32 protein-coding genes and 1 tRNA gene are annotated in these 24,483 nt (G+C 66.1%); 22 read left to right on the forward strand and 11 right to left on the reverse strand.

What is annotated here, in order from left to right:
• Positions 1-38 precede the first annotated feature (38 nt).
• Entirely contained in the window at positions 39-899 is an 861-nt protein-coding gene (ubiA, locus tag AC1RAA_RS20875; protein ID WP_492730407.1) for a 4-hydroxybenzoate octaprenyltransferase, read from the forward strand.
• A gap of 13 nt (positions 900-912) precedes the next feature.
• On the opposite strand, the gene proC is transcribed toward ubiA, so the two are convergent.
• Positions 913-1,770 (reverse strand): pyrroline-5-carboxylate reductase, encoded by an 858-nt coding sequence (gene proC / locus AC1RAA_RS20880; protein ID WP_095950393.1) that lies wholly within the window; start codon positions 1,768-1,770, stop codon positions 913-915.
• A complete protein-coding gene (locus AC1RAA_RS20885; RefSeq protein ID WP_492730412.1) occupies positions 1,767-2,945 on the reverse strand; it encodes an esterase-like activity of phytase family protein in 1,179 nt (392 codons plus the stop codon). Before AC1RAA_RS20885 ends, proC begins: the two co-directional genes overlap by 4 nt.
• Positions 2,946-3,160: 215 nt before the next feature.
• Here AC1RAA_RS20885 and rplN point away from each other — a divergent pair, with 215 nt between their 5' ends.
• The 18 genes from rplN (at position 3,161) to AC1RAA_RS20975 (ending at position 12,093) form a co-directional block, all read left to right on the forward strand.
• Positions 3,161-3,529: a 50S ribosomal protein L14 gene (rplN, locus tag AC1RAA_RS20890; RefSeq protein ID WP_009124801.1), complete on the forward strand. Its 369-nt coding sequence runs from the start codon at positions 3,161-3,163 to the stop codon at positions 3,527-3,529.
• A gap of 12 nt (positions 3,530-3,541) precedes the next feature.
• Entirely contained in the window at positions 3,542-3,874 is a 333-nt protein-coding gene (rplX, locus tag AC1RAA_RS20895) for a 50S ribosomal protein L24 (protein ID WP_062474813.1), read from the forward strand.
• An 11-nt stretch (positions 3,875-3,885) separates the two neighbouring features.
• A complete protein-coding gene (gene rplE, locus AC1RAA_RS20900; protein ID WP_056576993.1) occupies positions 3,886-4,425 on the forward strand; it encodes a 50S ribosomal protein L5 in 540 nt (179 codons plus the stop codon).
• Between the two features lie 8 nt (positions 4,426-4,433).
• Positions 4,434-4,739: a 30S ribosomal protein S14 gene (gene rpsN / locus AC1RAA_RS20905; protein WP_056576989.1), complete on the forward strand. Its 306-nt coding sequence runs from the start codon at positions 4,434-4,436 to the stop codon at positions 4,737-4,739.
• A gap of 20 nt (positions 4,740-4,759) precedes the next feature.
• Positions 4,760-5,155, forward strand: a complete 396-nt coding sequence (gene rpsH, locus AC1RAA_RS20910; protein ID WP_062474816.1) for a 30S ribosomal protein S8 — start codon at positions 4,760-4,762, stop codon at positions 5,153-5,155.
• Positions 5,156-5,179: 24 nt separating this feature from the next.
• Complete coding sequence (gene rplF / locus AC1RAA_RS20915) at positions 5,180-5,713, forward strand: 50S ribosomal protein L6 (RefSeq protein ID WP_062474819.1); 534 nt, start codon at positions 5,180-5,182, stop codon at positions 5,711-5,713.
• Between the two features lie 14 nt (positions 5,714-5,727).
• Positions 5,728-6,093: a 50S ribosomal protein L18 gene (gene rplR / locus AC1RAA_RS20920; RefSeq protein ID WP_056577252.1), complete on the forward strand. Its 366-nt coding sequence runs from the start codon at positions 5,728-5,730 to the stop codon at positions 6,091-6,093.
• 18 nt (positions 6,094-6,111) lie between these two features.
• Positions 6,112-6,630 carry a 30S ribosomal protein S5 gene (gene rpsE, locus AC1RAA_RS20925; protein WP_056576983.1) on the forward strand — a complete coding sequence of 173 codons (519 nt, stop codon included), beginning with the start codon at positions 6,112-6,114 and terminating at the stop codon, positions 6,628-6,630.
• Positions 6,631-6,665: 35 nt separating this feature from the next.
• Positions 6,666-6,848: a 50S ribosomal protein L30 gene (gene rpmD / locus AC1RAA_RS20930; protein ID WP_019653974.1), complete on the forward strand. Its 183-nt coding sequence runs from the start codon at positions 6,666-6,668 to the stop codon at positions 6,846-6,848.
• 11 nt (positions 6,849-6,859) lie between these two features.
• Entirely contained in the window at positions 6,860-7,291 is a 432-nt protein-coding gene (rplO, locus tag AC1RAA_RS20935) for a 50S ribosomal protein L15 (RefSeq protein ID WP_056576982.1), read from the forward strand.
• Between the two features lie 27 nt (positions 7,292-7,318).
• Positions 7,319-8,632 (forward strand): preprotein translocase subunit SecY, encoded by a 1,314-nt coding sequence (gene secY, locus AC1RAA_RS20940; RefSeq protein ID WP_056576979.1) that lies wholly within the window; start codon positions 7,319-7,321, stop codon positions 8,630-8,632.
• A gap of 66 nt (positions 8,633-8,698) precedes the next feature.
• Positions 8,699-8,812 (forward strand): 50S ribosomal protein L36, encoded by a 114-nt coding sequence (gene rpmJ / locus AC1RAA_RS20945; protein ID WP_013544106.1) that lies wholly within the window; start codon positions 8,699-8,701, stop codon positions 8,810-8,812.
• 23 nt (positions 8,813-8,835) lie between these two features.
• Positions 8,836-9,201 carry a 30S ribosomal protein S13 gene (rpsM, locus tag AC1RAA_RS20950; protein WP_013544105.1) on the forward strand — a complete coding sequence of 122 codons (366 nt, stop codon included), beginning with the start codon at positions 8,836-8,838 and terminating at the stop codon, positions 9,199-9,201.
• A gap of 12 nt (positions 9,202-9,213) precedes the next feature.
• A complete protein-coding gene (gene rpsK / locus AC1RAA_RS20955; RefSeq protein ID WP_009124825.1) occupies positions 9,214-9,618 on the forward strand; it encodes a 30S ribosomal protein S11 in 405 nt (134 codons plus the stop codon).
• 130 nt (positions 9,619-9,748) lie between these two features.
• Positions 9,749-10,372, forward strand: a complete 624-nt coding sequence (gene rpsD / locus AC1RAA_RS20960) for a 30S ribosomal protein S4 (RefSeq protein WP_056576976.1) — start codon at positions 9,749-9,751, stop codon at positions 10,370-10,372.
• A 142-nt stretch (positions 10,373-10,514) separates the two neighbouring features.
• Complete coding sequence (locus AC1RAA_RS20965) at positions 10,515-11,504, forward strand: DNA-directed RNA polymerase subunit alpha (protein ID WP_056576973.1); 990 nt, start codon at positions 10,515-10,517, stop codon at positions 11,502-11,504.
• Positions 11,505-11,599: 95 nt separating this feature from the next.
• The gene (gene rplQ / locus AC1RAA_RS20970) at positions 11,600-11,998 is read left to right on the forward strand and encodes a 50S ribosomal protein L17 (RefSeq protein ID WP_056576970.1); all 399 of its coding nucleotides are present in this window, start codon (positions 11,600-11,602) and stop codon (positions 11,996-11,998) included.
• A gap of 18 nt (positions 11,999-12,016) precedes the next feature.
• A tRNA-Met gene (locus AC1RAA_RS20975) sits at positions 12,017-12,093 on the forward strand.
• Between the two features lie 202 nt (positions 12,094-12,295).
• On the opposite strand, the gene AC1RAA_RS20980 is transcribed toward AC1RAA_RS20975, so the two are convergent.
• The 6 genes from AC1RAA_RS20980 to AC1RAA_RS21005 are packed head-to-tail and all read right to left on the reverse strand — an operon-like array spanning position 12,296 to position 19,242.
• A complete protein-coding gene (locus tag AC1RAA_RS20980) occupies positions 12,296-12,694 on the reverse strand; it encodes a RidA family protein (RefSeq protein ID WP_056576966.1) in 399 nt (132 codons plus the stop codon).
• On the reverse strand, positions 12,691-14,319 hold the full coding sequence (locus AC1RAA_RS20985) for an AMP-binding protein (RefSeq protein ID WP_492730416.1): 1,629 nt from the start codon (positions 14,317-14,319) through the stop codon (positions 12,691-12,693). Before AC1RAA_RS20985 ends, AC1RAA_RS20980 begins: the two co-directional genes overlap by 4 nt.
• A 4-nt stretch (positions 14,320-14,323) precedes the next feature.
• Positions 14,324-15,517, reverse strand: a complete 1,194-nt coding sequence (locus tag AC1RAA_RS20990; protein WP_139700616.1) for an acyl-CoA dehydrogenase family protein — start codon at positions 15,515-15,517, stop codon at positions 14,324-14,326.
• 8 nt (positions 15,518-15,525) lie between these two features.
• Positions 15,526-16,380 (reverse strand): enoyl-CoA hydratase family protein, encoded by an 855-nt coding sequence (locus AC1RAA_RS20995; protein ID WP_354347742.1) that lies wholly within the window; start codon positions 16,378-16,380, stop codon positions 15,526-15,528.
• Positions 16,377-16,856 carry a MarR family winged helix-turn-helix transcriptional regulator gene (locus AC1RAA_RS21000; protein ID WP_056576953.1) on the reverse strand — a complete coding sequence of 160 codons (480 nt, stop codon included), beginning with the start codon at positions 16,854-16,856 and terminating at the stop codon, positions 16,377-16,379. Before AC1RAA_RS21000 ends, AC1RAA_RS20995 begins: the two co-directional genes overlap by 4 nt.
• A gap of 1 nt (position 16,857) precedes the next feature.
• Complete coding sequence (locus AC1RAA_RS21005; protein WP_492740620.1) at positions 16,858-19,242, reverse strand: bifunctional salicylyl-CoA 5-hydroxylase/oxidoreductase; 2,385 nt, start codon at positions 19,240-19,242, stop codon at positions 16,858-16,860.
• A gap of 119 nt (positions 19,243-19,361) precedes the next feature.
• On the opposite strand from AC1RAA_RS21005, the gene AC1RAA_RS21010 reads away from it, so the two are divergent.
• Together AC1RAA_RS21010 and AC1RAA_RS21015 are read left to right on the forward strand one after the other, a co-directional pair.
• Positions 19,362-20,630: a class I SAM-dependent methyltransferase gene (locus AC1RAA_RS21010; protein ID WP_062474832.1), complete on the forward strand. Its 1,269-nt coding sequence runs from the start codon at positions 19,362-19,364 to the stop codon at positions 20,628-20,630.
• Between the two features lie 17 nt (positions 20,631-20,647).
• Complete coding sequence (locus AC1RAA_RS21015; protein ID WP_070062980.1) at positions 20,648-20,977, forward strand: DUF1840 domain-containing protein; 330 nt, start codon at positions 20,648-20,650, stop codon at positions 20,975-20,977.
• A 125-nt stretch (positions 20,978-21,102) separates the two neighbouring features.
• Here AC1RAA_RS21015 and AC1RAA_RS21020 read toward each other — a convergent pair whose 3' ends face one another.
• A complete protein-coding gene (locus AC1RAA_RS21020) occupies positions 21,103-22,140 on the reverse strand; it encodes a Bug family tripartite tricarboxylate transporter substrate binding protein (RefSeq protein ID WP_095747153.1) in 1,038 nt (345 codons plus the stop codon).
• Positions 22,141-22,211: 71 nt separating this feature from the next.
• Positions 22,212-23,141 carry a LysR family transcriptional regulator gene (locus AC1RAA_RS21025; protein ID WP_492730420.1) on the reverse strand — a complete coding sequence of 310 codons (930 nt, stop codon included), beginning with the start codon at positions 23,139-23,141 and terminating at the stop codon, positions 22,212-22,214.
• Between the two features lie 123 nt (positions 23,142-23,264).
• On the opposite strand from AC1RAA_RS21025, the gene AC1RAA_RS21030 reads away from it, so the two are divergent.
• Positions 23,265-24,032, forward strand: a complete 768-nt coding sequence (locus AC1RAA_RS21030; protein ID WP_492730423.1) for an SDR family oxidoreductase — start codon at positions 23,265-23,267, stop codon at positions 24,030-24,032.
• Here AC1RAA_RS21030 and AC1RAA_RS21035 read toward each other — a convergent pair.
• Positions 24,020-24,469 carry a MarR family winged helix-turn-helix transcriptional regulator gene (locus AC1RAA_RS21035; protein WP_070062984.1) on the reverse strand — a complete coding sequence of 150 codons (450 nt, stop codon included), beginning with the start codon at positions 24,467-24,469 and terminating at the stop codon, positions 24,020-24,022. The genes AC1RAA_RS21030 and AC1RAA_RS21035 overlap by 13 nt on opposite strands.
• Between the last annotated feature and the right edge of the window lie 14 nt (positions 24,470-24,483).

Genomic DNA, 24,483 nt, shown 5'->3' on the forward strand with positions numbered 1-24,483 from the left:
CACAATGGCCGCTCTTTTTTCGTCTGCCCGTCCGCCGCATGCTTGCCCGCCGTTTTGCGCTCTACCTCGATCTGATCCGCTGGAGCCGGCCGGCCGGCTGGCTGTTGTTGCTGTGGCCCACGCTGGGCGCACTCTGGTTCGCGGCCGACGGCTGGCCCGGTTTGCACCTGCTCGCGGTGTTCACGCTCGGCACCTTCCTGATGCGCAGCGCGGGCTGTTGCGTCAACGACGTGGCCGACCGCGACTTCGATCGCCACGTGAAGCGCACGGCCCAGCGGCCCGTGACGAGCGGTGCGATGTCGGTCAAGGAGGCGCTGGGGTTGGGCGCGGTGCTGGCGCTGCTGTCCTTCGGGCTGGTGCTCACCACCAACCGTACGACCGTGCTGTGGTCGTTCGCGGCCCTGGCGATCACGCTGATCTACCCGTTCGCCAAGCGCTTCGTGTCGATTCCGCAGGCCGTGCTGGGCATTGCCTTCAGTTTCGGCATCCCGATGGCCTTTGCCGCGGTGCAGTCGACGGTGCCGGCCTTCGCCTGGTGGCTGCTGGCGGGCAACCTGTTCTGGGTGCTGGCCTACGACACCGAGTACGCGATGGTCGACCGCGACGACGACCTGAAGATCGGCATGAAGACCTCGGCGATCACGTTCGGTCGCTTCGACGTGGCGGCGGTGATGGCCAGCTACGCGATCTTCCTGGCGGTCTGGATCTGGGCGGGTGCCAGCCGGTCGCTGGGGGCTCTCTTCTATGTAGGCATTGCCGCGGCGGTGGCCCAGGCGCTCTGGCACTGGCGCCTGATCCACGACCGCACGCGCGAGGGCTGCTTCAAGGCCTTCCGCGAAAACCACTGGCTGGGTTTCGCGGTGTTCGTCGGCATCGTGGCGGGCTACGCCCTCCGATAGCCCGCCTGTCGGGTCAGCCGCGCCCGAATTCCTCGCCCAGCTCGGCCGCGCGCTTCTGCGCCGCGCGGATGGCGGTCTTGAACTGGCCCTTCACATCCGAGGCTTCGAGCGCGCTCAGGGCCGCGTAGGTCGTGCCGCCCTTGGAGGTCACGCGTTCGCGCAGCACCGACGGCGGCTCGGTCGCACTGTGCGCCAGCGCCGAGGCGCCGGTGAAGGTGCCGATGGCCAGCCGCTGGGCCTGGTCGGGCGTGAGGCCCATCTCGACGCCGGCCTCGGTCATCGCCTCGATGAAATAGAACACGTAGGCCGGGCCGGAGCCCGACATGGCGGTCACTGCGTCGAGCGCGGGCTCGGCGTCGACCCAGATCAGCTCGCCGGTCGGTGCCAGCAGCTGGCCGACGCGTGCGCGGTCGGCGCTTTCGACGCCCGGCCGCGCGAAGAGGCCGGTCATGCCCTTGCCGACCAGGGCCGGCGTGTTGGGCATGGCGCGCACCACGCGCTCGGTGCCGAGCCAGCGGGCGATGCTGTCGGACGGGATGCCCGCCGCCACGCTCAGGTGCAGGGCGTCGCCGGCAAAGGCGCGCACCGGACGGGCGGCTTCGGCAAAGGTCTGGGGCTTGACCGCCCACACCACCACGGCGCAGCGCGCGAGGGCCTCGCTGGCCTCGGCCCTGGCGACGATGCCGTAGGACTGGGCCAGCCTGGTGCGAGCTTCCTCGAACGGCTCGACCACTTCGAAGTTGTCGGCCGCGACGCCTTGCTGGATCAGGCCGCCGATGATGGCACTGGCCATGTTGCCGCCGCCGATGAAGGCGATGGGGGGCAGGGGGCCCGGCGCGGTGCGGGGCAGGAAGGTCACGGCGATGGTCATGGTCGGTCGGTGTAGGCGAAGGCGGCGAACTGCGTCACTTGCAGTGGGTTGAAATTGTCGTCGCTCACGACCACCAGCAGGCGGCGGCCGTCGGGCAGCGGTGGGCCCCAGCACATGCCCTCGGTGTTGTCGAGGCGCGAGAGGCCCAGGGTGGCGAAGTCGGCCACGAGCGTCTTGGCGGCCGGCCGGTGGTTGCCGGGGGCGAGGGCGTCGATGGCGAGCACGTCGTCGGCGGCCCGGGTGTCTATTTCATACAGGCGCAGCGAATTGCCGGCGCCGGTGGCGTAGGCCCGCTCCAGCACCAGCATGCGGTGGGTGTCGAGCATCAGCACCTCGCTCACGCCGTTGTCGGCGTAGGTGCCCGGCACCAGCGGGCGCAGCGGGATGGCGTCGGGCACATAGGCGATCTGGCGCACGGCGCGGCCGGTCGCGAGGTCGACCTGGGTGAAGCGGCAAGGGCCGCCGGGGGCGGTGGTGGTCGGGACGGGGCCGTCCTGGACCAGGGCGTTTTCCATCGCGAGCCAGGCCGACCGGTCGTCGGGCGTGAGGGCCAGGCCCTCGAGTGTCTGGTTGTCGCGCGGGCCGCGGCGCTGGGCCGGGTCCGGGGCGAACATCGCCGGCAGGGCGAATTCGCGCAGGAAGCGACCATCGCGCGCCGATTCATACAGGGCGGGGCCGAAGCCGCGGGCCAGGTCGCCTTCGCTGGTCCAGAGCAGGGTGCCGGCCGAGGGGCGCAGGCGCAGGGCCTCAGGGTCGGGCACGGGCAGGCCGTCGACCGCGTGGCGCCGACCGGGCCAGGGGCCGCCGCCGGGGCGTTGCAGCTGGACAACGCCGGTGGGCTCGGGGGCTGCGTCGGCCGGCTGGGGCCAACGTGCGGTGTAGCAGCGCACGGGGCTCAGGTCTGACCGGTCATCACTGAGAAGCAGGTACTCACCTTTGACGGGGTCGTAGTCGATGCCCGACAGGCCGCCCGCCGTGGTGTTCTCTATAGAGCGTCGGTGCGCCCAGCGGGCTTCCCCCAGGCGCTGCAGCCGGCCGGTGTCCGGCGCCGGTGTTGCGCTGCGGCAACCCGCAAGCCCCAGCGATCCCAGCCCGAGCAGGCCCGCGCCGCCCGCCAGCAGGCGTCGGCGCAGCAGGGAAGGCGGCGAAACGAGGGGGTGGTTGGGGGCGCGCACGCCACAAAGTCTAGCGGCTGCCGAAGTTCGCGTGATGAGGCAGTTGACATCGCCCGGCATGGGTGCCACAATCGCGGGCTTCGCTTTCAAAAGGCGAAGCTTTCAGCCCAAAGCGGAAGCGTCTCGAGTGGTTCGAGGCGTGGACGACGGGCCCAAGACTGACCGCGGTGTCTCCCTCCTGGAGGCTCATCGGTACAAGTTGGGAATATCAAGAAATGATCCAAACTGAATCCCGGCTCGAAGTGGCCGACAACACGGGCGCGAAATCCGTCCTGTGTATCAAGGTGCTCGGTGGCTCCAAGCGGCGTTACGCCAGCGTGGGCGACGTCATCAAGGTCAGCATCAAGGAAGCCGCTCCGCGTGGTCGCGTCAAGAAGGGCGAGATCTACAGCGCAGTGGTGGTCCGCACCGCCAAGGGCATCCGTCGTGCTGACGGTTCGCTCGTCAAGTTCGACGGCAATGCCGCCGTGCTGCTCAACGCCAAGCTGGAGCCCATCGGCACCCGCATCTTCGGACCGGTCACGCGCGAACTGCGCACCGAGAAGTTCATGAAGATCGTGTCGCTGGCACCCGAAGTTCTCTAAGGACACAACGCCATGAACAAGATTCGCAAAGGCGACCAGGTCATCGTGTTGGCCGGTCGTGACAAGGGCAAGCGCGGCGTCGTGTCGCTGCGCGCAGACGATTCGCATGTGATCGTCGACGGCATCAACCTCGTCAAGAAGCACACCAAGCCGAACCCCCTCAAGGGTACGACCGGTGGCATCGTCGAGAAGACCATGCCGATCCACCAATCCAACGTGGCGATCTTCAATGCTGCGACCGGCAAGGCCGATCGCGTGGGCATCAAGGTCACCCAAGGTGCCGACGGCAAGCGCGTGGCTGTTCGCGTCTTCAAGTCGAGCGGCGACGAAATCAAGTTCGCCTAAGAGGTACTCACATGGCACGTCTCCAACAACACTATCGCGAAAAGATCGCGAAAGACCTGACGGAAAAGTTCGGCTACAAGTCGCCGATGCAAGTTCCGCGTCTCACCAAGATCACCCTGAACATGGGTGTGGGTGAGGCAGTCGCCGACAAGAAGGTCCTCGACAACGCCGTCGCCGACCTGACCAAGATCGCTGGCCAGAAGCCCGTGGTTACCAAGTCGAAGAAGGCCATTGCCGGCTTCAAGATCCGCGAAAACCAGCCGATCGGCTGCATGGTCACGCTGCGTGGCGTGCACATGTACGAGTTCCTGGACCGTTTCGTCACCGTGGCCCTGCCCCGCGTGCGTGACTTCCGCGGTATCTCGGGTCGCGCATTCGACGGCCGTGGCAACTACAACATCGGCGTCAAAGAGCAGATCATTTTCCCTGAGATCGAGTACGACAAGGTCGACGCCCTGCGCGGTCTCAATATCAGCATCACGACGACGGCTAAGACCGACGAAGAAGCCAAGGCGCTTCTCGCTGGCTTCCGTTTCCCGTTCAAGAACTGAGGTGATCTGTGGCTAAAGCATCTTTGATCCAGCGCGAACTCAAGCGCGACAAGCTGGTTGCCAAGTTCGCTGCGAAGCACGCAGAACTGAAGGCAACTTCCAACGACGCGAAGAAGAGCGACGAAGAGCGCGCAGCGGCCCGCCTGGCCCTGCAGAAGCTCCCGCGCAACGCGAACCCCACGCGCCAGCGCAACCGTTGCGAAATCACCGGTCGCCCCCGTGGCACCTTCCGTCAATTCGGTCTGGCCCGCGCCAAGATCCGCGAACTGGCTTTCAACGGCGACATCCCCGGTGTCACCAAGGCCAGCTGGTAAGCCAGGCAGGAGCAAACAACATGAGCATGAGTGATCCCATTGCCGACCTGCTGACGCGTATCCGTAACGCGCAGATGGTGGCGAAGCCCACCGTGTCGGTCCCGTCTTCCAAGGTGAAGATCGCGATCGCACAAGTCCTGAAGGACGAGGGCTACATCGACGGCTTCCAGGTCAAGACCGAAGCCGGCAAGAGCGAACTTGAAATCTCGCTGAAGTACTACGCTGGCCGTCCGGTCATCGAGCGCATTGAGCGCGTGAGCCGCCCCGGCCTGCGCGTCTACAAGGCCAGCACTTCCATTCCGCAAGTCCAGAACGGCCTCGGCGTTGCGATCGTCACGACCCCCAAGGGCGTGATGACCGACCGCAAGGCGCGCGCCACCGGTGTCGGCGGCGAAGTTCTGTGCTACGTCGCCTAACCGAGACATCGAGGAGTTACTGAAATGTCCCGAGTAGGAAAAATGCCGGTCGCCATCCCCGCAGGCGTGGATGTGTCGATCAAGGAAGACCAGATCAGCGTCAAGGGCACGGGCGGCACGCTCAGCCTGGCTCGCAACGCGCTGGTGAATGTCGTCAACAAGGACGGCAAGCTGAGCTTCGAGCCCGCCAACGATTCGCGTGAAGCGAATGCGATGAGCGGCACGATTCGCCAGCTGGTGAACAACATGGTGGTTGGCGTGACCAAGGGCTTCGAGAAGAAGCTGAACCTGGTCGGCGTCGGCTACAAGGCTGCAGCGTCCGGCGCCAAGCTGAACCTGCAAGTCGGTTACTCGCACCCGGTCAACATCGACATGCCGCAAGGCATCACGGTGACCACCGCGACCCCGACCGAAGTGGTGATCAAGGGCGCTGACCGTCAACGCGTCGGCCAGATCGCCGCTGAGATCCGCGCTGTTCGTCCGCCAGAGCCCTACAAGGGCAAGGGCATCCGCTATGCGGACGAGAAGATCGTGATCAAAGAGACCAAGAAGAAGTAAGGGGCAGCAAAATGATGTTGACCAAAAAAGCACAGCGTCTTCGCCGCTCGCGCCAGACCCGCATCCGCATTGCGACGCAGGGCGTGGCTCGCCTCACGGTGAACCGCACCAACCTGCACATCTATGCCACCGTCATCTCCGACGACGGCACCAAGGTGATCGCAACCGCATCGACCGCCGAAGCCGAAGTGCGCGCAGCACTCGGCGCCTCGGGCAAGGGTGGCAATGCCGCCGCTGCCACGGCCATCGGCAAGCGCATCGCTGAAAAGGCGAAGGCTGCCGGCGTCGAGAAGGTCGCTTTCGATCGCGCAGGTTTCGCCTACCACGGCCGCGTCAAGGCGCTGGCCGAGGCAGCCCGCGAAGCCGGTCTGCAGTTCTAATCGGACACGAGATTCAAAATGGCAAAGATTCAAGCAAGAACGCAGAACGAAGGTCCTGAGGACGGTCTGCGCGAGAAGATGATCGCGATCAACCGCGTCACCAAGGTGGTGAAGGGTGGTCGTATCCTCGGTTTCGCAGCACTGACCGTGGTCGGTGACGGCGATGGCCGCGTCGGCATGGGCAAGGGCAAGTCCAAGGAAGTGCCTGCTGCCGTGCAGAAGGCAATGGAAGAAGCCCGCCGCAACCTGTTCAAGGCTCCGATCAAGAACGGTACGCTGCACCACCAGGTGCAAGGTCACCACGGTGCTGCCACCGTCGTGATGTACCCGGCTCCCAAGGGTACCGGCATCATCGCCGGCGGCCCGATGCGCGCCGTGTTCGAAGTCATGGGCATCACCGACATCGTGGCCAAGAGCCATGGTTCGTCGAACCCCTACAACATGGTTCGCGCCACGCTCGACGGGTTGAAGAACTCGACGACGGCCGGCCAAGTGGCCGCCAAGCGCGGTCTCACCGTCGAAGAAATCTTCGCCTGAGCGCAAGCTCTCGCAAGGCTGAAGGAAGCATTCAAATGACGCAACAACAAACCCTCAAGGTGCAGCTGGTGAAGAGCCCGATCGGCACCAAGGAATCGCATCGCGCGACCGTGCGTGGCCTCGGCCTGCGCAAGCTCAACAGCGTGAGCGAGCTGCAAGACACGCCCGCAGTGCGCGGCATGATCAACAAGATCAGTTATCTGGTCAAAGTTCTGTAAGAGAGACTGATATGGAACTCAATGGCATCAAGCCGGCAGCTGGCGCCAAGCACGCCAAGCGTCGCGTTGGCCGCGGTATCGGCTCCGGCATCGGCAAGACCGCAGGTCGCGGTCACAAGGGCCAGAAGTCGCGCGCAGGCGGTTTCCACAAGGTCGGCTTCGAAGGCGGTCAAATGCCGCTGCAGCGTCGCCTGCCCAAGCGCGGCTTCAAGTCGCACCTGCTGAAGTACAACGCCGAAGTCACGCTGACTGCTCTCGAGCAGCTCGGCCTGGCCGAAGTCGATGTCCTGGCACTGAAGCAAGCCGGCCTCGTGGGCCAGCTCGCCAAGGTCGTCAAGATCATCAAGACCGGCGAACTCACCAAGGCCGTCAAGCTGACGGGCGTGGGTGCGACCGCTGGTGCCAAGGCTGCGATCGAAGCAGCCGGCGGCAGCCTCGCCTGATCACCATCGGACTGAAAGAAGTTCTTCGTGGCAACTAACGCGGCAACGATCGCAAAAACAGGCAAGTTCGGCGACCTTCGTCGTCGGCTCGTCTTTTTGCTGCTCGCGCTCGTGGTCTACCGGATTGGCGCGCACATTCCTGTGCCGGGTATCAACCCGGACCAGCTGGCAGCGTTGTTCCAGGGCCAGCAGGGCGGCATTCTGAGCCTGTTCAACATGTTCTCGGGCGGGGCGCTGTCGCGTTTCACCGTGTTCGCGTTGGGGATCATGCCGTACATCTCGGCGTCGATCATCATGCAGCTGATGACCTACGTGCTTCCGACCTTCGAGCAATTGAAGAAGGAAGGCGAGGCCGGTCGCCGCAAGATCACGCAGTACACGCGCTATGGCGCGCTCGGCCTGGCTCTGTTCCAGTCGTTCAGCATCGCAGTGGCCCTCGAATCGTCGGCTGGTCTGGTGATCGCCCCCGGTTTCGGCTTCCGCCTGACCGCCATGGTGAGCCTGACGGCAGGTTCGATGTTCCTGATGTGGCTCGGCGAGCAGATCACCGAACGCGGCCTGGGCAACGGCATCTCGATCCTGATCTTTGCAGGTATCGCGGCCGGTCTGCCCGGTGCGATCGGCGGCCTGGCTTCGCTGGTGACGACCGGTGCGATGAACCCCATCGTTGCGCTCTTCATCATCGCTGTCGTGGTGCTGGTCACCTACTTCGTGGTGTTCGTGGAACGCGGTCAGCGCAAGATCCTCGTGAACTATGCGCGGCGCCAGGTCGGCAACAAGGTCTACGGCGGTCAGTCGTCGCACCTGCCCCTGAAGCTGAACATGGCCGGTGTGATTCCTCCGATCTTCGCGTCGTCGATCATTCTGCTGCCGGCAACGGTGGTGGGCTGGTTCAGCGCTGGTGACGGTGGCTTCCGCTGGATCAAGGACATCGCCAGCGCACTGCGTCCGGGCGAGCCGATCTACGTGCTGCTGTACGCCGCTGCGATCGTTTTCTTCTGCTTCTTCTACACGGCACTCGTGTTCAACAGCAAGGAAACGGCCGACAACCTGAAGAAGAGTGGTGCGTTCATTCCTGGCATTCGCCCGGGTGACCAGACCGCTCGCTATATCGACAAGATTCTGGTTCGCCTGACGTTGGCTGGCGCGGTGTACATCACCTTCGTCTGCCTGCTGCCCGAGTTCCTGATCCTGAAGTACAACGTGCCGTTCTACTTCGGTGGTACCTCCCTGCTGATCATCGTGGTCGTCACGATGGACTTCATGGCCCAGGTGCAAAACTACATGATGTCCCAGCAGTACGAATCGCTGCTGAAGAAGGCGAACTTCAAGACATCGTAGGGCTGTGAGTTTCAGTATTGAGTCCGGGCGGTAGACCGCCACGTTAAACAGTTTTAGGAGAATGAAATGAGAGTTTCGGCTTCGGTCAAAACCATCTGCCGTAATTGCAAGGTCATCCGCCGTAAAGGTGTGGTGCGTGTGATTTGCACCGACCCGCGCCACAAGCAGCGCCAGGGTTGATTGAAGAGTATTAGAGGACGCACATGGCACGTATTGCTGGCATCAACATCCCGCCGCACAAGCACGCTGAAATCGGCCTGACCGCCATTTTCGGTATCGGTCGCACCCGCGCCCGTCAAATCTGCGAAGCGAGCGGCATCGAATATTCGAAGAAGATCAAGGATCTGACCGACGCCGATCTCGAAAAGATCCGCGACCAGATCGCTCTGTTCACGATCGAAGGCGATCTGCGTCGCGAGACGACGATGAACATCAAGCGTTTGATGGACATCGGCTGCTATCGCGGCTTCCGTCACCGTCGCGGCCTGCCGATGCGCGGCCAGCGCACGCGCACCAACGCCCGCACCCGCAAGGGTCCGCGCAAGGCTGCGCAGTCCCTGAAGAAATAAGGATAGACAAGCATGGCTAAAGCACCTGCAAACAACGCCGCACAGCGCGTTCGCAAGAAGGTTCGCAAGAACGTTGCGGACGGTATCGCCCACGTGCATGCCTCGTTCAACAACACCATCATCACGATCACCGATCGCCAGGGCAATGCCCTGTCGTGGGCTTCGTCGGGTGGCCAGGGCTTCAAGGGCTCGCGCAAGTCGACCCCGTTCGCTGCGCAGGTCGCTTCCGAAGTGGCCGGCCGTGCTGCTGTCGAACAAGGTATCAAGAACCTCGACGTCGAGATCAAGGGCCCCGGTCCTGGTCGCGAGTCGTCGGTGCGCGCACTGGCTGCGCTCGGCATCCGGATCAATTCCATTGCCGACGTGACGCCCGTTCCGCACAACGGCTGCCGTCCCCAGAAGCGTCGCCGCATCTGATCGTCAGTCCGCAAGGCGCAGCCAGCTTTCGAGCGGCTGCGCATTTGTTTTTTCACTAAGCCCACCGCCATCGGCGCATCCGCCGACGGCTCCCGCAGGCAACTGCGGCAGATGACACCAAGGAAATACCGTGGCACGTTACCTCGGCCCCAAGGCCAAACTTTCCCGCCGTGAAGGCACCGACCTGTTCCTGAAGAGCGCCCGCCGTTCGATCCAGGACAAGGCCAAGTTCGACTCCAAGCCCGGCCAGCACGGCCGCACCTCGGGTCAGCGCACCTCCGACTACGGTCTGCAGCTGCGTGAGAAGCAGAAGGTCAAGCGCATGTACGGCGTGCTCGAGAAGCAATTCCGCCGCTACTTCGAAGAAGCCGATCGCCGCCGTGGCAACACCGGCGCCAACCTGCTGTTCATCCTCGAGTCGCGCCTGGACAACGTGGTCTATCGCATGGGCTTCGGCTCGACGCGCGCCGAAGCACGCCAGCTCGTGTCGCACAAGGCGATCACCGTGAACGGCCAGTCGGTCAACATCCCGTCGTACCTGGTCAAGACCGGTGACGTGATCGCCGTGCGCGAAAAGTCCAAGAAGCAGAACCGCATTGTCGAAGCGCTGCAACTGGCCCAACAAGTCGGCATGCCGGCCTGGGTCGATGTGAACGCCGACAAGGCCGAAGGCACCTTCAAGAAGGTCCCGGATCGCGACGAATTCGCAGCCGACATCAACGAATCGCTGATCGTCGAACTGTATTCGCGTTGATTTTCTCTACCCGCCTGCGCGTCCTTGCGCCGGCGGGAGATTGATATTGTTGTTCACGTTCCTGCTCCGCACTCTGTTGCGGATCAGGCGCTTCACCAGCCTTACCGGTGTAACGAGCCGGGGGTATTGAGAGGAAGTCTGCATGCAAACCACCCTGCTGAAACCCAAGACCATCCAGGTCGAGCAACTTGCCGCCAACAAGGCCAAGGTCACGCTCGAGCCTTTCGAGCGCGGCTACGGCCACACGCTCGGCAACGCGCTGCGTCGCGTTCTGCTGTCGTCCATGGTCGGCTACTCGGCCACCGAAGTCACGATCGCTGGCGTTCTGCATGAGTACTCGTCGATCGACGGCGTGCAGGAAGATGTCGTCAACATCCTGCTGAATCTCAAGGGCGTGGTGTTCAAGCTCCACAACCGCGACGAAGTCACGCTGAGCCTGCGCAAGGACGGCGAAGGCCCGGTCCTCGCATCGGACATCCAGACCCCGCACGACGTCGAGATCATCAATCCCGACCACGTGATCGCGCACCTGTCGCAAGGCGGCAAGCTCGACATGCAGATCAAGGTCGAAAAGGGTCGCGGCTACGTGCCCGGCACGATGCGCCGCTACGCGGACGAGCCGACCAAGTCGATCGGCCGCATCGTCCTCGACGCGTCGTTCTCGCCCGTCAAGCGCGTGAGCTACACCGTCGAAAGCGCCCGTGTCGAACAGCGTACCGACCTGGACAAGCTGCTGGTCGAGATCGAGACCAACGGTGCGATCAGCGCCGAAGATGCCGTTCGCGCATCGGCTAAAATCCTGGTTGAACAGCTCGCCGTGTTTGCGCAGCTCGAAGGCGGCGAACTCGCTGCATTCGATGCACCCGCACCGCGCAGCGCCCAGCAATTCGATCCGATCCTGCTGCGCCCTGTCGACGAACTCGAACTGACGGTGCGTTCGGCCAACTGCCTGAAGGCCGAAAACATCTACTACATCGGTGACCTGATCCAGCGCACCGAAAACGAGCTGCTCAAGACCCCGAACCTGGGTCGCAAGTCGCTCAACGAAATCAAGGAAGTCCTCGCTTCGCGCGGTCTCACCCTTGGCATGAAGCTCGAAAGCTGGCCGCCGGCTGGTCTCGACAAGCGTTGATTTGAATTTTTGAGAAATCGGTCCCCTGAAAAGGGCCAGTGCACCGGACAGTACCTGACACGGCTGTCTGTTTTTATAAAGTAAAGGAAAGCACCATGCGTCACGGACACGGACTCCGCAAACTCAACCGCACCAGCTCGCACCGCCTCGCGATGCTGCAGAACATGATGAATTCGCTCATCGAGCACGAAGTCATCAAGACCACGGTCCCCAAGGCCAAGGAACTGCGCCGCGTCATCGAGCCGATGATCACGCTCGCCAAGAAGCCCACGCTCGCCAACAAGCGCTTGGCCTTCGACCGCCTGCGCAGCCGCGACAGCGTCGTCAAGCTCTTCGGCGAACTCGGCCCGCGTTTCGCAGCGCGTCCGGGCGGCTACACCCGCATCCTGAAGATGGGTTTCCGCGTGGGCGACAACGCTCCGATGGCGCTCGTCGAACTGGTCGACCGTGCTGAAATTAAAGATGCTGGCGCTGAGCAAAACGCCGCTGAATAAGCTATAATTTATACTTGCCGCGCGATGGAGCAGCCTGGTAGCTCGTTGGGCTCATAACCCAAAGGTCGCAAGTTCAAATCTTGCTCGCGCAACCAATTTAAAAGGCCCTTTGAGAAATCAAAGGGCCTTTTTCTTTGGCCAAATTCTTTTGGAAATTCCTGGTCGAAATTCGACACAAAAAAAGCCCTCGCGAAGAGGGCTTTTCTGTTTCCGGGCCAGCCCCGCGAAGAGGCCGGTCTTGAGAACGCGCCGCAGCGGCGCCTGACGACTGCGCTGACGCGCAGCCCAAGCGCAGGATCAGTCCGGAATGACCGCCGTCACCTCGATCTCCACCTTCGCGCGGTGCTCCACCAGCGCCGCCACCTGCACGCAGGTCATGGCCGGGAAATTGCGGCCCAGCGCATCGCGGTAGACCGGGCCGAGCTCGGACAGGCGTCGGCTGTACTCGTCGCGGTCCGTCACGTACCAAGTCATGCGCACCATGTGCTCGGGGCCGGCACCGGCTTCGCGCAGCACCTCGGCGATGTTGCGCAGCGCCTGGCCGCACTGGTCGATGAAGTCGTCGGATTCGAACTGCTGCTGGGCATTCCAGCCGATCTGGCCGCCGACGAACACCTGGGTGCCGCGCGCCGCGATGCCGTTTGCATAGCCCTTCGGGGGCAGCCAGCCCGGAGGCTGAATGAGTTTGTTCGTCATGATGGTGTGTTGCTGTTGAGTTGTCTCAATTTGAAGCGCTGGAGTTTGCCGGTTTCGGTGCGCGGCAGCGCCGTCACGAACTCGATCTCCCGCGGGTACTTGAAGGGGGCGATGGTGGCTTTCACGTGGTCCTGGAGGGCCTTCACCATCGCTGCGTCGCCGGTGTTGCCGGGCTTGAGCACGCAGAAGGCCTTCACGATCATGCCCCGGTCGGTATCGGGTTTACCGATCACACCGCACTCGGCCACGGCCGGGTGCTTGAGCAGCGCATCCTCCACCTCCGGGCCGCCGACGTTGTAGCCGGCCGTGATGATCATGTCGTCCGCACGCGCCTGATAGAAGAAGTAGCCGTCGTCATCCTGCACGAAGGAGTCGCCGGGATAGTTCCAGCCGTTCTTCACATAGTCGCCCTGGCGCGGATCGTCGAGGTAGCGGCAGCCGACCGGGCCTTGCAGCGCCAGCTTGCCGACCGTGCCGCGCGGCACTTCGTTGCCCTGGTCGTCCACCACCTTGGCGGTGAACCCCGGCACCGCCTTGCCGACGGCGCCGCGGCGCACTTCGTCGCCGGCGGCCGAGATGTAGATGTGGAACACCTCGGTGCCGCCGATGCCGTCGAGCATCTCGACGCCGGTGGTCTCCTTCCAGAGTTGGCGCGTGGCGTCGGGAAGCGCCTCGCCTGCGCTCACGCAGATGCGCAGGCTCGGCGCCCCATGCTGCCGGACGAAGGGCGCCATCTGGCGATAGAAGGTGGGCGCGGTGTAGCAGATGGTTGCACCGACCTCGTTGATGAGCTTCACGAGTGCTTCGGGCGAGAAGGCGCCGTCGGGAAAGTACACCGACGCACCGGCCCACATCGGGAAGACCAGCAAGCCGCCGAGCCCGAAGGTGAAGGCCAGCGGCGGCGTGCCGACCACGATGTCGTCGCTGCGCGCGCGCAGCACGTGGCGCGGCCAGGTCTGGCACATGGCGACCACGTCGCGGTGCGTGGTGACGGGCGCCTTGGGCTTGCCGGTGGTGCCCGAGGTGAAGGCGAGCAGCGCGATGTCGTCGGCCGCCGTGGGGCAGGCCTGGAACACACCGCTCTTGCTTGCCGCGCGCGCCGACAGCGAATCGGGTGCATCGGGCTGGTTGAATGCGATCACCGTCGCGAGCACGGGGTGCGCCTGCTGCGCGGCCACCAGCTCGTCGAGCAGGCGACCTTCGCACAGCGCGGCCACGGGCTGCGATTTCTCGATGATCTCGCCGAGTTCCTTGGCGCGCAGCAGCGGCATCGTCGCCACCGCGATCAGCCCGGCCTTGACCACGGCCAGCCACGACAGCGCCATCCACACCGAGTTGCCGCCGCGCAGCAGCACGCGGTTGCCGGGCACGAGTCCGAGATCCTCGACCAGCACCTGGGCGATGCGGTTCACCTCGACGCCCGCCTGGGCGTAGGTGAGCACGCCGGCGGGCGAGCGCAGCATCGGCTTGTCGCCGAAGCCCTTGGCGACCGCCTTGTCCAGCAGCTCCTCGACCAGGTTCAACTGGTCGGGGAACTGCAGCTCGGGCAGGTCGTAGCGAAAGACCGGCAACTGCGCGGCAGGCGGCAGGCGGTCATGAACGAAGCGATCGACTTGGGCAGACACGATTTCACCCCCGCAAGACGGATTTGCCGATGATCAGTTGCTGGACTTCCGTCGCGCCTTCATAGATGCGCAGCGAGCGGATGTCCCGGTACAGGCTTTCGATCTTGGTGCCGACCTTCACGCCGAGTCCCCCATGCATCTGCAGCGCCATGTCGATCACGCGGCTGGCGTTCTCGGTGGCGCACATCTTGGCCATGGCCGCGGCAGCCGACACGTCGCCGACCGCCGGTGCGCCGCGGCGCTCCGCGTCGTCGCGCATCCAGGCGGCGCGGTAGGTGAGCAGCGCGGCGCTGTCGATCAGCGCGGCCATCTCGCCGAGCTTGGCCTGCGTGAGCTGGAAGTCGGCCAGCGTCTGGCCGAACATGCGGCGGCCCTTGGCATGCGCGATGGCTTCGGCCAGCGCGCGGCGTCCCATGCCGAGCGCGGCCGCGGCCACCGACGCGCGGAAGATGTCGAGCGTGCGCATCGCGAGCTTGAAGCCGCCGTTCAGCGTGCCCAGCTGCGCCGTGCGCGGCACGACGCAGTTGTCGAAGCGCAGGGTGGCCAGCGGGTGCGGCGCCATCACGTCGATGTGGGCCGAGGTGTCGAGCCCCGGCGTCGTCGCGTCGACGATGAACACCGTGATGCCGCGCGTGCCGGCCGTGGGGTCGGTCTTGGCGAACACGCAGTAGAAGTCGGCGATGCCGCCGTTGCTGATCCAGGTCTTCTCGCCGTTCAGGCGCCAGCCGTCGGCGGTGGGCTCGGCGCGCATCGCCATCGCCGCCACGTCGGAGCCGGCCTCGGGTTCGCTGAGTGCGAAGGCCGCGATCTTCTTGCCCTGGCCCACGGCCGTCAAGTACTGCGACTGCTGCTCGGGTGTGCCGTCCAGCGTGATCGCGCCGCTACCCAGGCCCTGCATCGCGAACGCGAAGTCGGCCAGTGGCGAGTGGTAGCCGAGCGTTTCGCGCAGCAGCACGAGCGCGCGCGAATCGAGGCGCTCGAGCGCGCCGCCGGCACTGCCGGGCACCGCGTAACGCAGCCAGCCGGCGTCGCCGAGACGGCGCACCCATTCGCGGCAGGCTGCGCGGTCGTCGCGCTCATCGATCTCCTGTGCGGCGCACCAGGGCAGCAGGTCGTTGGCGAGCGCGCGGTGCGCGTCGTCGAAGAACGGCAGCGCGAGGTGCGCGGTCGAAGGTGGGGCGGGGATCTTGGTCATCATGATGCGCGTCAGTCTCCGCCGAACACCGGCTTGCGCTTGGCCGCGAAGGCCTCGTAGGCGCGCTTGAAGTCTTCGGTCTGCATGCAGATCGCCTGCGCCTGCGCTTCGGCCTCGATGGCCTGGTCGATGGTCATCGACCATTCCTGCGACAGCATCGTCTTGGTCATGCCGTGCGCGAAGCTCGGGCCTTCGGCCAGGTCGCGCGCGACCTTGGTGGCGGCGTCGAGCAGCGAGGCGCTGTCGTGCAGTGCGTTGAAGAAGCCCCAGGCTTGGCCTTCGTCGGCGGTCATGGCGCGGCCGGTGAACAGCAGCTCCGAGGCGCGGCCCTGGCCGATCACGCGCGGCAGCAGTGCGCAGGCGCCCATGTCGGCGCCGGCCAGACCCACGCGGGTGAAGAGGAAGGCGGTGCGCGTGGCGGGCGTGCCGTAGCGCAGGTCGCAGGCCAGCGCGATCATCGCGCCGGCGCCGGCGCACACGCCGTCGATCGCGCCGACGATGGGCTGCGGGCAGTTGCGGATGGCCTTCACGAGGTCGCCCGTCATGCGCGTGAACTCGAGCAGCTCGGGCATGCGCATGCCGGTCAGCGGGCCGATGATTTCATGCACGTCGCCGCCCGAGCAGAAGTTGCCGCCAGCGCCGGTGACGACGATCACCTTCACGTCGGTCGCGTAGGTCAGTGCGCGGAACAGGTCGCGCAGCTCGGCGTACGAATCGAAGGTCAGCGGGTTCTTGCGCTCGGGGCGGTTCAGCGTGATGGTGCCGACGCCGGCCTCGTAGCGCCAGGCAAAGTGCTCGGCCTTGTAGTCGGCCTTGGGTTCGAATTGCGCGCGCATGGGATTGCTTGCGCCGATGTAGTGCTTCATGCGGTCTCCGCCAATTGGCTGCTGTGGGAATGTTGCTTGACCTTGCCGAGCAGCTTGTGAAGCTGCGCGATCTCCTTGGGGTTGAGGCTCGAGAAAGCCTCGACGATCCAGTCTTCGTGCTGCTGCGCCATCTCGTTGAAGAGCTTGCGTCCGCGCGGCGTGAGGCGCACGCGCCAGGCACGGCGGTCGCCCTCGACGTTGATGCGCTCCACCAGCCCTTCGGTCACGAGCTGGTCGGTGATGCCGGTGACGTTGCCGCCCGTGACCATCATGCGGCGCGAGAGCTCGTTCATCTTCAGGCCGTCGGGCGAGCGCTCGAGCTGCGACATGAGATCGAAGCGCGGCAGCGTGGTGGCGAACTGCGCGCGCAGTCCGTTGCGTACCTGTTTTTCCACCAGCTGCGTGCAGGTGAGCAGGCGCAGCCAGAGGCGCAGCGCCTCGGGGTGCTCGCTGTGGGCGCGTGCTTCGAGGTCCATGTCAGTGCGTCTCTTCGGCGTCGGCCGCGCGGCCCACGGCGGCGGTGGCCGCGGCGATCTGCTGCTGCTTGGCGATCTCGCGGTACATCTGGTCGCGGCCGCTCAGGTACTGCTTGGGCCAGTCGACGTCGCGGCTTTGCAGCTTGGCGGCTTCGTGCAGCGTCCAGGCCGGGTCGGCCAGGTGCGGGCGCGCCACGGCGCACAGGTCGGCGCGGCCGGCCGCGATGATGCTGTTGGCCTGGTCGGCGTCGGTGATGGCGCCCACCGCGATGGTCGAGATGCCGACCTCGTTGCGGATGCGGTCGGCGAACGGCGTCTGGTACATGCGACCGTACACGGGCTTGGCGGCGCGCGTGGTCTGGCCCGAGGACACGTCGATGAAGTCGGCGCCGGCCTCCTTGAAGAGGCGCGCGACCACCACGGCGTCGGCGTCGGTGTTGCCGCCGGGCGCCCAGTCGTGCGCCGAGATGCGCACGCTCATCGGCTTGTCGGCGGGCCACACGGCGCGCATCGCGCGGAACACTTCGAGCGGGTAGCGGCAGCGCGCTTCGATGTCGCCGCCGTACTCGTCGGTGCGCAGGTTCGTGAGCGGGCTGATGAAGGCCGACAGCAGGTAGCCGTGCGCGCAGTGCAGCTCGAGCCAGTCGAAGCCGCACTCGACCGCGCGGCGCGTGGAATCGACGAACTGGTCGCGCAGCGTGTCCATCTCGGCGCGCGTGATCGCGGCCGGCAGCTGGTTCTGTTCACCGTAGGGCAGGGCGCTCGCGCCAAGCACGGGCCAGTTGCCGCTTTCGAGCGGCTCGTCGGTGCCTTCCCAGCCCACGCGCGTCGAGCCCTTGGGGCCGCTGTGGCCGAGCTGCATCGCGATCTTGGCGCTCGACTGCGTGTGCACGAAGTCGACGATGCGCTTGAACGCGGCCTGCTGCGTGTCGTTGTACAGGCCCGTGCAGGCCGGCGTGATGCGGCCTTCGGGCGTCGGGCTCGTCATCTCGACGCACACCATCGCGGCGCCGCCGAGCGCGCGTGCGCCCAGGTGCACCAGCAGGAAATCTTGCGGCACGCCGTCGACCGCGCTGTAGGTGGCCATCGGCGAGACCACGATGCGGTTCTTGAGCTCGAGCCCGCGCACCTTCAGCGGCATCAGCATCGGCGCGACGGCCTTGCCGCCCGCCAGCCACTGCTCGTAGCCGCCGAGCCATTGCGTGTCGCGCACGCGCAGGTTCTCGTGGCTGATGCGCTGCGAGCGCGTGAGCAGCGAGTAGGCGAACTGCTCGATCTCCATGCCCGTGTAGCGCGGCACGTTCTCGAACCATTCGGTGGAGTTGCGCGCGGCGTTCTGGATCTTCAGCACCTCGACGCTGCGACGTGCTTCATAGCCTTCGAGCACATGGTCGACAGTGCCGCCCTGCGCGAATTCGTTGGCCAGGTCGATCGCGTCCTCGAGCGCGAGCTTGGTGCCCGATCCGATCGAGAAGTGCGCCGTGTGTGCGGCGTCGCCCATGAGCACGACGGGCACCGAGCGGCCCTCGACGTCGATGCGGTGCGTCCAGCGCTCGCAGACCACGCGCGGAAAGCGGATCCAGTTGGCCGAGCCGCGCAGGTGCGTGGCGTTGCTGATGAGCGCGTGGCCGCCCAGGTACTTGGCGAACAGCTTCTCGCAGAAGGCGATGGCCTCGGGCTGCTCCATCTGGTCGAGGCCGTGGGCCTTCCACACGGCTTCGGGCGTCTCGACGATGAAGGTCGAGGTCTTGTCGTCGAACTGGTAGGCATGCGCCTGGAACCAGCCGTGCTCGGTCTGTTCGAAGGCGAAGGTGAAGGCGTCGAAGGTCTGGTGCGTGCCCAGCCAGACGAAGCGGCAGTTGCGCAGGTCGATGTCGGGCTTGAACACGTCGGCATAGCGCTGGCGGATGCGGCTGTTGAGGCCGTCGCTGGCAATGACGAGGTCGGCCTTGTACTGCGCGGCAATGGCCTGGTCGTCGGTGGCGTCGGTTTCGAACACCAGCTCCACGCCGAGTTCGAGGCAGCGTTCCTGCAGGATGTTCAACAGGCGCTTGCGGCCGATGCCGCAGAAGCCGTGGCCGCCCGAGCGCACCTGGCGGCCCTTGAAGAAGACCTGGATGTCGTCCCAGTGGTGGAACTCGTTGCCGATGAGCGCGGCAGTCGGGCCGTCGGCCTCGCGCAGGTTGCCCAGCGTCTGGTCGCTGAGCACCACGCCCCAGCCGAAGGTGTCGAAGGGGCGGTTGCGTTCGACCACGGTGATCTGCAGCGCCGGGTTGCGGGCCTTCATCAGCAGGGCGAAATACAGGCCGGCTGGACCCCCACCGATGCACAGGATGCGCTGGAGGTCCGAGGCGGGCGCGAGGCGGGGGGAGGTCAAGCTGTTCATGGTTGAATAGTTTAGGCATAAACAATCTGTTGTCAACGAGGGCTTCTCTGCAGAGGCTCCCGGCCCGCGCGGCTGCGCGATGTCATGCAAATCCTTGGAAAAATCAATACCATGGACGCATGCAACACTTGATACCCAAGATCGAGTCGCAGCTGGCCTCGCTGCCCGTGCCCATCGCACTGGAGCTGCCCGACGGGCGCCGGGTCGCCCAGGCGGGTTCACGCGTGACGCTGGCTTTCAAGGAGTGGTCGGTGCTGGCCAAGCTGGCCGGCCGGCAGGTCGGGGCCATCGGCGAGGCCTACGTCGAGGGCAAGGTGCAGATCGAGGGCGCCATGCGCGACCTGATCGATGCCACCGTCGGCCTGTTGCCCGGCAACCCGGCCGAGACCGACACCACCTGGTGGAGCCGCCTGCAGCGCCGCGCCAAGTCGCGCGGCTCGCACTCGCTGCGCAAGGACGCCGCGCAGATCGAGTTCCACTACGACGTCTCCGACGATTTCTACGCGCTGTGGCTGGACCCGCGCCGCGTCTATTCATGCGCCTACTTCCGTACGCCCGAGCTCACGCTGGCGCAGGCGCAGGAGGCCAAGCTCGACCACATCTGCCGCAAGCTCATGCTGCAGCCCGGCGAGCGCTACCTCGACATCGGTTCCGGCTGGGGCGCGCTGTTGTTGTGGGCGGCCGAGCACTACGGCGTGGACGCCACCGGCATCACGCTGTCGAAGAACCAGCATGCGCATGTGCAGCGGCTCATCGAGGAAAAAGGCCTGCAGGGCCGCGTGCGCGTGGAGCTGCGCGACTACCGCGAGCTGCCCGATGACCAGCCCTTCGACAAGATCTCGTCGGTGGGCATGTTCGAGCACGTGGGCGCGGCCAACATGCCGACCTACTTCCACAAGATCCACACGTTGCTCAAGCCGGGCGGGCTGGTGCTCAACCACGGCATCACCTCGGGCGAGCTGAACTACCGCCAGCTCGGCGCGGGCATGGGCGACTTCATCGAGAAATACATCTTCCCCGGCGGCGAGCTGCTGCACGTGACGCACGTGCTGCGCGAGACCGCAGCGGCCGGGCTGGAGATGGTCGACACCGAGAGCCTGCGCCCGCACTACGCGCGCACGCTGTGGGCCTGGTCGGACGCGCTCGAGGCGCAGCTCGATGCCGCGCGCGAGGTGCTGGGCCGCAGCGGCGGGCGCCAGGGCGAGAACGCCGAGCGCATCCTTCGCGCCTACCGCCTGTACCTCGCGGGCTCGGCGATGAGCTTCGAGCAGGGCTGGATCTCGCTGCACCAGATGCTGTCGACCAAGCCCGACGGCAAGGTCGAACACGGTGCCTTGCGCGGTGCGCAATCGGTGTACCCTTTTGCCCGTGACTACATCTACAAATAAGTGAGGACACCACCACCATGCTCTACCGCTTCAAATCCCGGGCCGCCCCAGACTTCGTGATGCTCGAGGTGCATGCGCGCCAGCTGCTCGACATCGTCGGCAAGCCGGCCGCGCCGCAGGGCATCATCACGGTCGAGCAGATCCCCGGCGCCATCGCTGCCCTCGAAGCCGCACTGGCGCTCGAAAGCAGCAAGCCCGCGCCGCACAACCACGACGAACACGTCGTCGAAGGCCACGACGCCGACGCCGAGAAACAGCATGTCGGGCTGCACCAGCGCGCCGCGCCGCTGCTGCACATGCTCAAGGACTCGCAGGCCGAGAGCAAGGACGTGACCTGGGGGACCTGAGCCCCGACCTCAGCAAGTCACCCTGTCTTTTCGAGGAACACCGCGGAACCGGCTTTGCCGGGCCGCTGGTGTTGCCCCCTGCAAGGGGGTTGGCGTAGCGACACGAAGTGCGCGAAGACTGGGGGTTAGTCCACCTTTGCGCCGGAGTCTTTCACGACCTTCGCCCACTTCACGTGCTCACTCGCAATGAGCTTCGTGAAGTCCGCCGGTGAATTGCCGCTCGGGATCGCGCCCTGGGCCAGCATCTTTTCCTTGATCGCCGGCGTGCCCAGCGACTTGGCCACTTCCTGCTGGATGCGGTTCACGATCTCCGGCGACGTGCCGGCCGGCGCCAGCAATCCGAACCATGAGCTCGCCTCGTAGCCCTTGAGCGCGGGGCCGCCGGCTTCTGCCACCGTCGGCACATCGGGCAGCGCGGGCGAGCGCTGGGCGCTGGTCACGGCCAGCGGCGTGAGCTTGCCGCCCTTGATCTGCGCCATCGACGAAGGTAGGTTGTCGAACATCAGGTCGGCGCTGCCGCCCACCAGGTCGAGCAGCGCCGGGCCCGAGCCCCGGTACGGGATGTGCGTCATGAAGGTGCCCGTCATGCTCTTGAACAGCTCGCCCGCCAGGTGGATCGACGTGCCGCTGCCGCTCGAGGCCATGTTGAGCTTGCCCGGGTTGGCCTTGGCGTACTTGAGGAAGTCCTGCACGTTGCGGATGTTCAGCGACTTGGCTTTCTCGGCGTTCATCTCCATCACGTTCGGCACCGCGGCCACCAGGGTGATCGGCACGAAGTCCTTGATCGGGTCGAAGGGCAGCTTGGGGTACAGCGCGCGGTTGATGCCGTGCGTGCCCACCGTGCCCATCAGCAGCGTGTAGCCGTCGTTGGGCGAGCGCGCGACGATCTCGGCGCCCACGTTGCCGCCGGCGCCCGCGCGGTTGTCCACGATGAACTGCTGGCCGAAGGCCTTCGAGAGTTCGGGCGCCACCGCGCGCGCCAGGATGTCGGTGGTGCCGCCGGCCGCGAAGGGCACGACGATGCGCACCGGCTTGGTCGGCCAGGTGGCCTGTGCGTGCGCGGCGCCGCCCAGCAGCGCGAGGGTGGCCGCCGCTGTGGCGACGAGCGCGAAGCGGCGGGTGGAGGAAGTGACGGAAGAAGAAGAGCGGGAGATGGAAGTCATGCGCGCCTTTGTACAGGGGGGCGCCAAAGGCGTCGCGAGTAAAAACCCCGGCCTTCGATGGACATCGCCGCTCAGCCCACCTGCATCCGCTGCGCGAACTGCGCTTCGCGAAAGCGCGCCAGCACGAAGTCGACGAACACCCGCGTCTTGGGCGGCAGCAGCTTCTTGCTCGGGTAGTAGATCCACACGGCGCCCGAATCCTGGTACCACCCGGGCAGCAGCCGCACCAGCGCGCCGCTGCGCAGGCCGCGTTCCACGAAGGGCATCGGCAGCATCGCCACGCCCAGCCCCAGCAGCGCCGCCTGCGCGATCGCCTCGGGGTCGTTGAAGATCGCGCGCGGGCGCGCCGGCAGGTCGACCATGGTTTCCTCGCCGCTCGCATGCCGCAGCGTCCACGGCCGCAGCCGGCCCGTGGGCGAGGAGCGGCGCAGCAGCACGTCGAAGCGCGCCAGCTCGGACGGGTGCGCGGGCAACGCGCGCCCCGCCAGGTAGGCCGGCGCCGCCACCGCGACCACGTGGATGCGCGCCAGCTCGCGCGCCACCACGCCGGGCGACAGCGCGATGCCGCCGCCGATGGCCGCGTCGAAGCCCTCGCCGACCAGGTCGACCTGCTGGTTGTCGAAATGCCAGTCGGGCACGATGCCCGGGTAGCGCGCCAGGAAGTCGCCCATGAACGGCAGCACATGCTCGCGCCCGAAGGCCTGGCCCATGCTCACCTTCAGCGTGCCCGAGGGCTGGCCGTCGTCCTGCGCGAGGCCGGCCACCGCGTCCTGCAGCGTGGCCAGCGCGCCGCCCACCTGCGCCAAAAAACGCTCGCCGGCCTCGGTCAGCGTGAGCCGGCGCGTGCTGCGTTGGAACAGCCGCACGCCCAGCCGCGTCTCGAGCCGCGCCACGTTCTTGCTGACCGCCGCAGGCGTCAGCCCCAGGCGCCGCGCGGCCGCCGAGAAGCTGCCGCCCTCGGCGCTCTGCACGAAGGATTCGAGGTGATTGAGCGGTTCCATGCCGCCATTCTGTCGCTCATCTTCAACTTTGGGTTGAATCTGATCGGGCCGATTGATGGCTACCCCAAAGGGAATGGAATTCCGACACTGAAGGCCTTCCTCCTCCAACTGATCGGAAAAATCATGGCTTCCACCTCTGTTTCCTCCTCCCCCGTCCTGGCCGGCAAGGTCGCCTTCGTCACCGGCGGCTCGCGCGGCATCGGCGCCGCCATCGTGCGCCGGCTGGCCCGCGACGGCGCGGCCGTGGCCTTCACCTACGTCAGCGCGCAGGCCGAGGCCGACAAGCTCGCCGGCGAGATCCAGGCCGCCGGCGGCCGCGCGCTGGCCATCCGTGCCGACGCCGGCAACGCCGCCGCGCTGACGGCCGCCATCGCCCAGGGCGCACGCGCCTTCGAGCGGCTCGACATCCTGGTGAACAACGCCGGCGTGTACCTCGGCGGCGAGCTCGACACCTTCTCGCTCGAAGACTTCGACCGCACCATCGACGTCAACGTGCGCGCCACCTTCGTGGCCGTCCAGGCCGCCGCGCGCCACATGGGCGACGGCACGGGCCGCATCGTCAACATCGGCAGCATCAACGCCGAGCGCGTGCTGGACGCGGGCGCCAGCGTCTACGCGATGAGCAAGGCCGCCATCGTCGGCCTCACGCGCGGCCTGGCGCGCGACCTCGGCGCGCGCGGCATCACGGTCAACAACGTGCAGCCCGGTCCCATCGACACCGCCATGAACCCCGCCACCGGCCCGCGCGCGGCCTCGATGCACGACGTGATGGTGCTGCCGCGCCACGGCCGCGCCGAAGAAATCGCCGGCATGGTCGCCTACCTCGTGGGCCCGGACGGCGGCTTCGTCACCGGCGCCAACCTGAGCGTGGACGGCGGCTACACGGTCTGACCGGCAGTGCCTGAGTCGGGCGCGCGCTCCACCGCGCGGATCAGCGTGTCGAGCGTGTCACTCAGGCGGGCCAGCTCGCTCGCATCGACGCCCGCGAACAGCTCGGCCTCGCGCTGCCGTCCCAGCGCGCCGACGGTGGCGTGCAGCGCCTTGCCGGCGGCCGTGAGGTACAGGCGGCTGCAGCGCTGGTCGGTCGGGTCGCTGCGGCGCTGCACGCGCTGGTGGCGCTTCAGGCCCGCCAGCGCGCGGCTCACGGCCATCTTGTCCAGGCCGGTGAGGTCGGCGACCTGCGTGGCGCTGAGCCCCGGCTGCGCGGCCAGCACAGCCATCGCGCGCCACTCGTTCAGCGTGAGCTGGTGCTCGCGCCCCACGCGCTCATGGAACGGCCGCGCCGTGAGGTTGACGACCCGCACCAGCTTGAAGAAGAGCGGGTCCATGGCCGTTCGTGCTC

The sequence above is a fragment of the Variovorax sp. GW823-FHT04F07 genome (assembly GCF_058795995.1).

What these genes read in the sequence shown, in the direction of transcription:
- rpsM (WP_013544105.1), top strand. Translation starts at nt 8,836, where the DNA reads ATGGCACGTATTGCTGGCATCAACATCCCGCCGCACAAGCACGCTGAA.
- AC1RAA_RS21005 (WP_492740620.1), bottom strand. Translation starts at nt 19,242, where the DNA reads ATGAACAGCTTGACCTCCCCCCGCCTCGCGCCCGCCTCGGACCTCCAG.
- rplF (WP_062474819.1), top strand. Translation starts at nt 5,180, where the DNA reads ATGTCCCGAGTAGGAAAAATGCCGGTCGCCATCCCCGCAGGCGTGGAT.
- AC1RAA_RS21010 (WP_062474832.1), top strand. Translation starts at nt 19,362, where the DNA reads ATGCAACACTTGATACCCAAGATCGAGTCGCAGCTGGCCTCGCTGCCC.
- AC1RAA_RS21000 (WP_056576953.1), bottom strand. Translation starts at nt 16,856, where the DNA reads ATGGACCTCGAAGCACGCGCCCACAGCGAGCACCCCGAGGCGCTGCGC.
- rplQ (WP_056576970.1), top strand. Translation starts at nt 11,600, where the DNA reads ATGCGTCACGGACACGGACTCCGCAAACTCAACCGCACCAGCTCGCAC.
- proC (WP_095950393.1), bottom strand. Translation starts at nt 1,770, where the DNA reads ATGACCATCGCCGTGACCTTCCTGCCCCGCACCGCGCCGGGCCCCCTG.
- AC1RAA_RS21020 (WP_095747153.1), bottom strand. Translation starts at nt 22,140, where the DNA reads ATGACTTCCATCTCCCGCTCTTCTTCTTCCGTCACTTCCTCCACCCGC.
- rpsK (WP_009124825.1), top strand. Translation starts at nt 9,214, where the DNA reads ATGGCTAAAGCACCTGCAAACAACGCCGCACAGCGCGTTCGCAAGAAG.
- rplE (WP_056576993.1), top strand. Translation starts at nt 3,886, where the DNA reads ATGGCACGTCTCCAACAACACTATCGCGAAAAGATCGCGAAAGACCTG.
- rplR (WP_056577252.1), top strand. Translation starts at nt 5,728, where the DNA reads ATGTTGACCAAAAAAGCACAGCGTCTTCGCCGCTCGCGCCAGACCCGC.
- rplO (WP_056576982.1), top strand. Translation starts at nt 6,860, where the DNA reads ATGGAACTCAATGGCATCAAGCCGGCAGCTGGCGCCAAGCACGCCAAG.
- rpsH (WP_062474816.1), top strand. Translation starts at nt 4,760, where the DNA reads ATGAGCATGAGTGATCCCATTGCCGACCTGCTGACGCGTATCCGTAAC.
- rpsE (WP_056576983.1), top strand. Translation starts at nt 6,112, where the DNA reads ATGGCAAAGATTCAAGCAAGAACGCAGAACGAAGGTCCTGAGGACGGT.
- AC1RAA_RS21030 (WP_492730423.1), top strand. Translation starts at nt 23,265, where the DNA reads ATGGCTTCCACCTCTGTTTCCTCCTCCCCCGTCCTGGCCGGCAAGGTC.
- rplN (WP_009124801.1), top strand. Translation starts at nt 3,161, where the DNA reads ATGATCCAAACTGAATCCCGGCTCGAAGTGGCCGACAACACGGGCGCG.
- AC1RAA_RS20980 (WP_056576966.1), bottom strand. Translation starts at nt 12,694, where the DNA reads ATGACGAACAAACTCATTCAGCCTCCGGGCTGGCTGCCCCCGAAGGGC.
- AC1RAA_RS21025 (WP_492730420.1), bottom strand. Translation starts at nt 23,141, where the DNA reads ATGGAACCGCTCAATCACCTCGAATCCTTCGTGCAGAGCGCCGAGGGC.
- AC1RAA_RS20965 (WP_056576973.1), top strand. Translation starts at nt 10,515, where the DNA reads ATGCAAACCACCCTGCTGAAACCCAAGACCATCCAGGTCGAGCAACTT.
- ubiA (WP_492730407.1), top strand. Translation starts at nt 39, where the DNA reads ATGCTTGCCCGCCGTTTTGCGCTCTACCTCGATCTGATCCGCTGGAGC.
- rpmD (WP_019653974.1), top strand. Translation starts at nt 6,666, where the DNA reads ATGACGCAACAACAAACCCTCAAGGTGCAGCTGGTGAAGAGCCCGATC.
- rplX (WP_062474813.1), top strand. Translation starts at nt 3,542, where the DNA reads ATGAACAAGATTCGCAAAGGCGACCAGGTCATCGTGTTGGCCGGTCGT.
- rpmJ (WP_013544106.1), top strand. Translation starts at nt 8,699, where the DNA reads ATGAGAGTTTCGGCTTCGGTCAAAACCATCTGCCGTAATTGCAAGGTC.
- AC1RAA_RS20990 (WP_139700616.1), bottom strand. Translation starts at nt 15,517, where the DNA reads ATGATGACCAAGATCCCCGCCCCACCTTCGACCGCGCACCTCGCGCTG.
- AC1RAA_RS21015 (WP_070062980.1), top strand. Translation starts at nt 20,648, where the DNA reads ATGCTCTACCGCTTCAAATCCCGGGCCGCCCCAGACTTCGTGATGCTC.
- AC1RAA_RS20995 (WP_354347742.1), bottom strand. Translation starts at nt 16,380, where the DNA reads ATGAAGCACTACATCGGCGCAAGCAATCCCATGCGCGCGCAATTCGAA.
- AC1RAA_RS21035 (WP_070062984.1), bottom strand. Translation starts at nt 24,469, where the DNA reads ATGGACCCGCTCTTCTTCAAGCTGGTGCGGGTCGTCAACCTCACGGCG.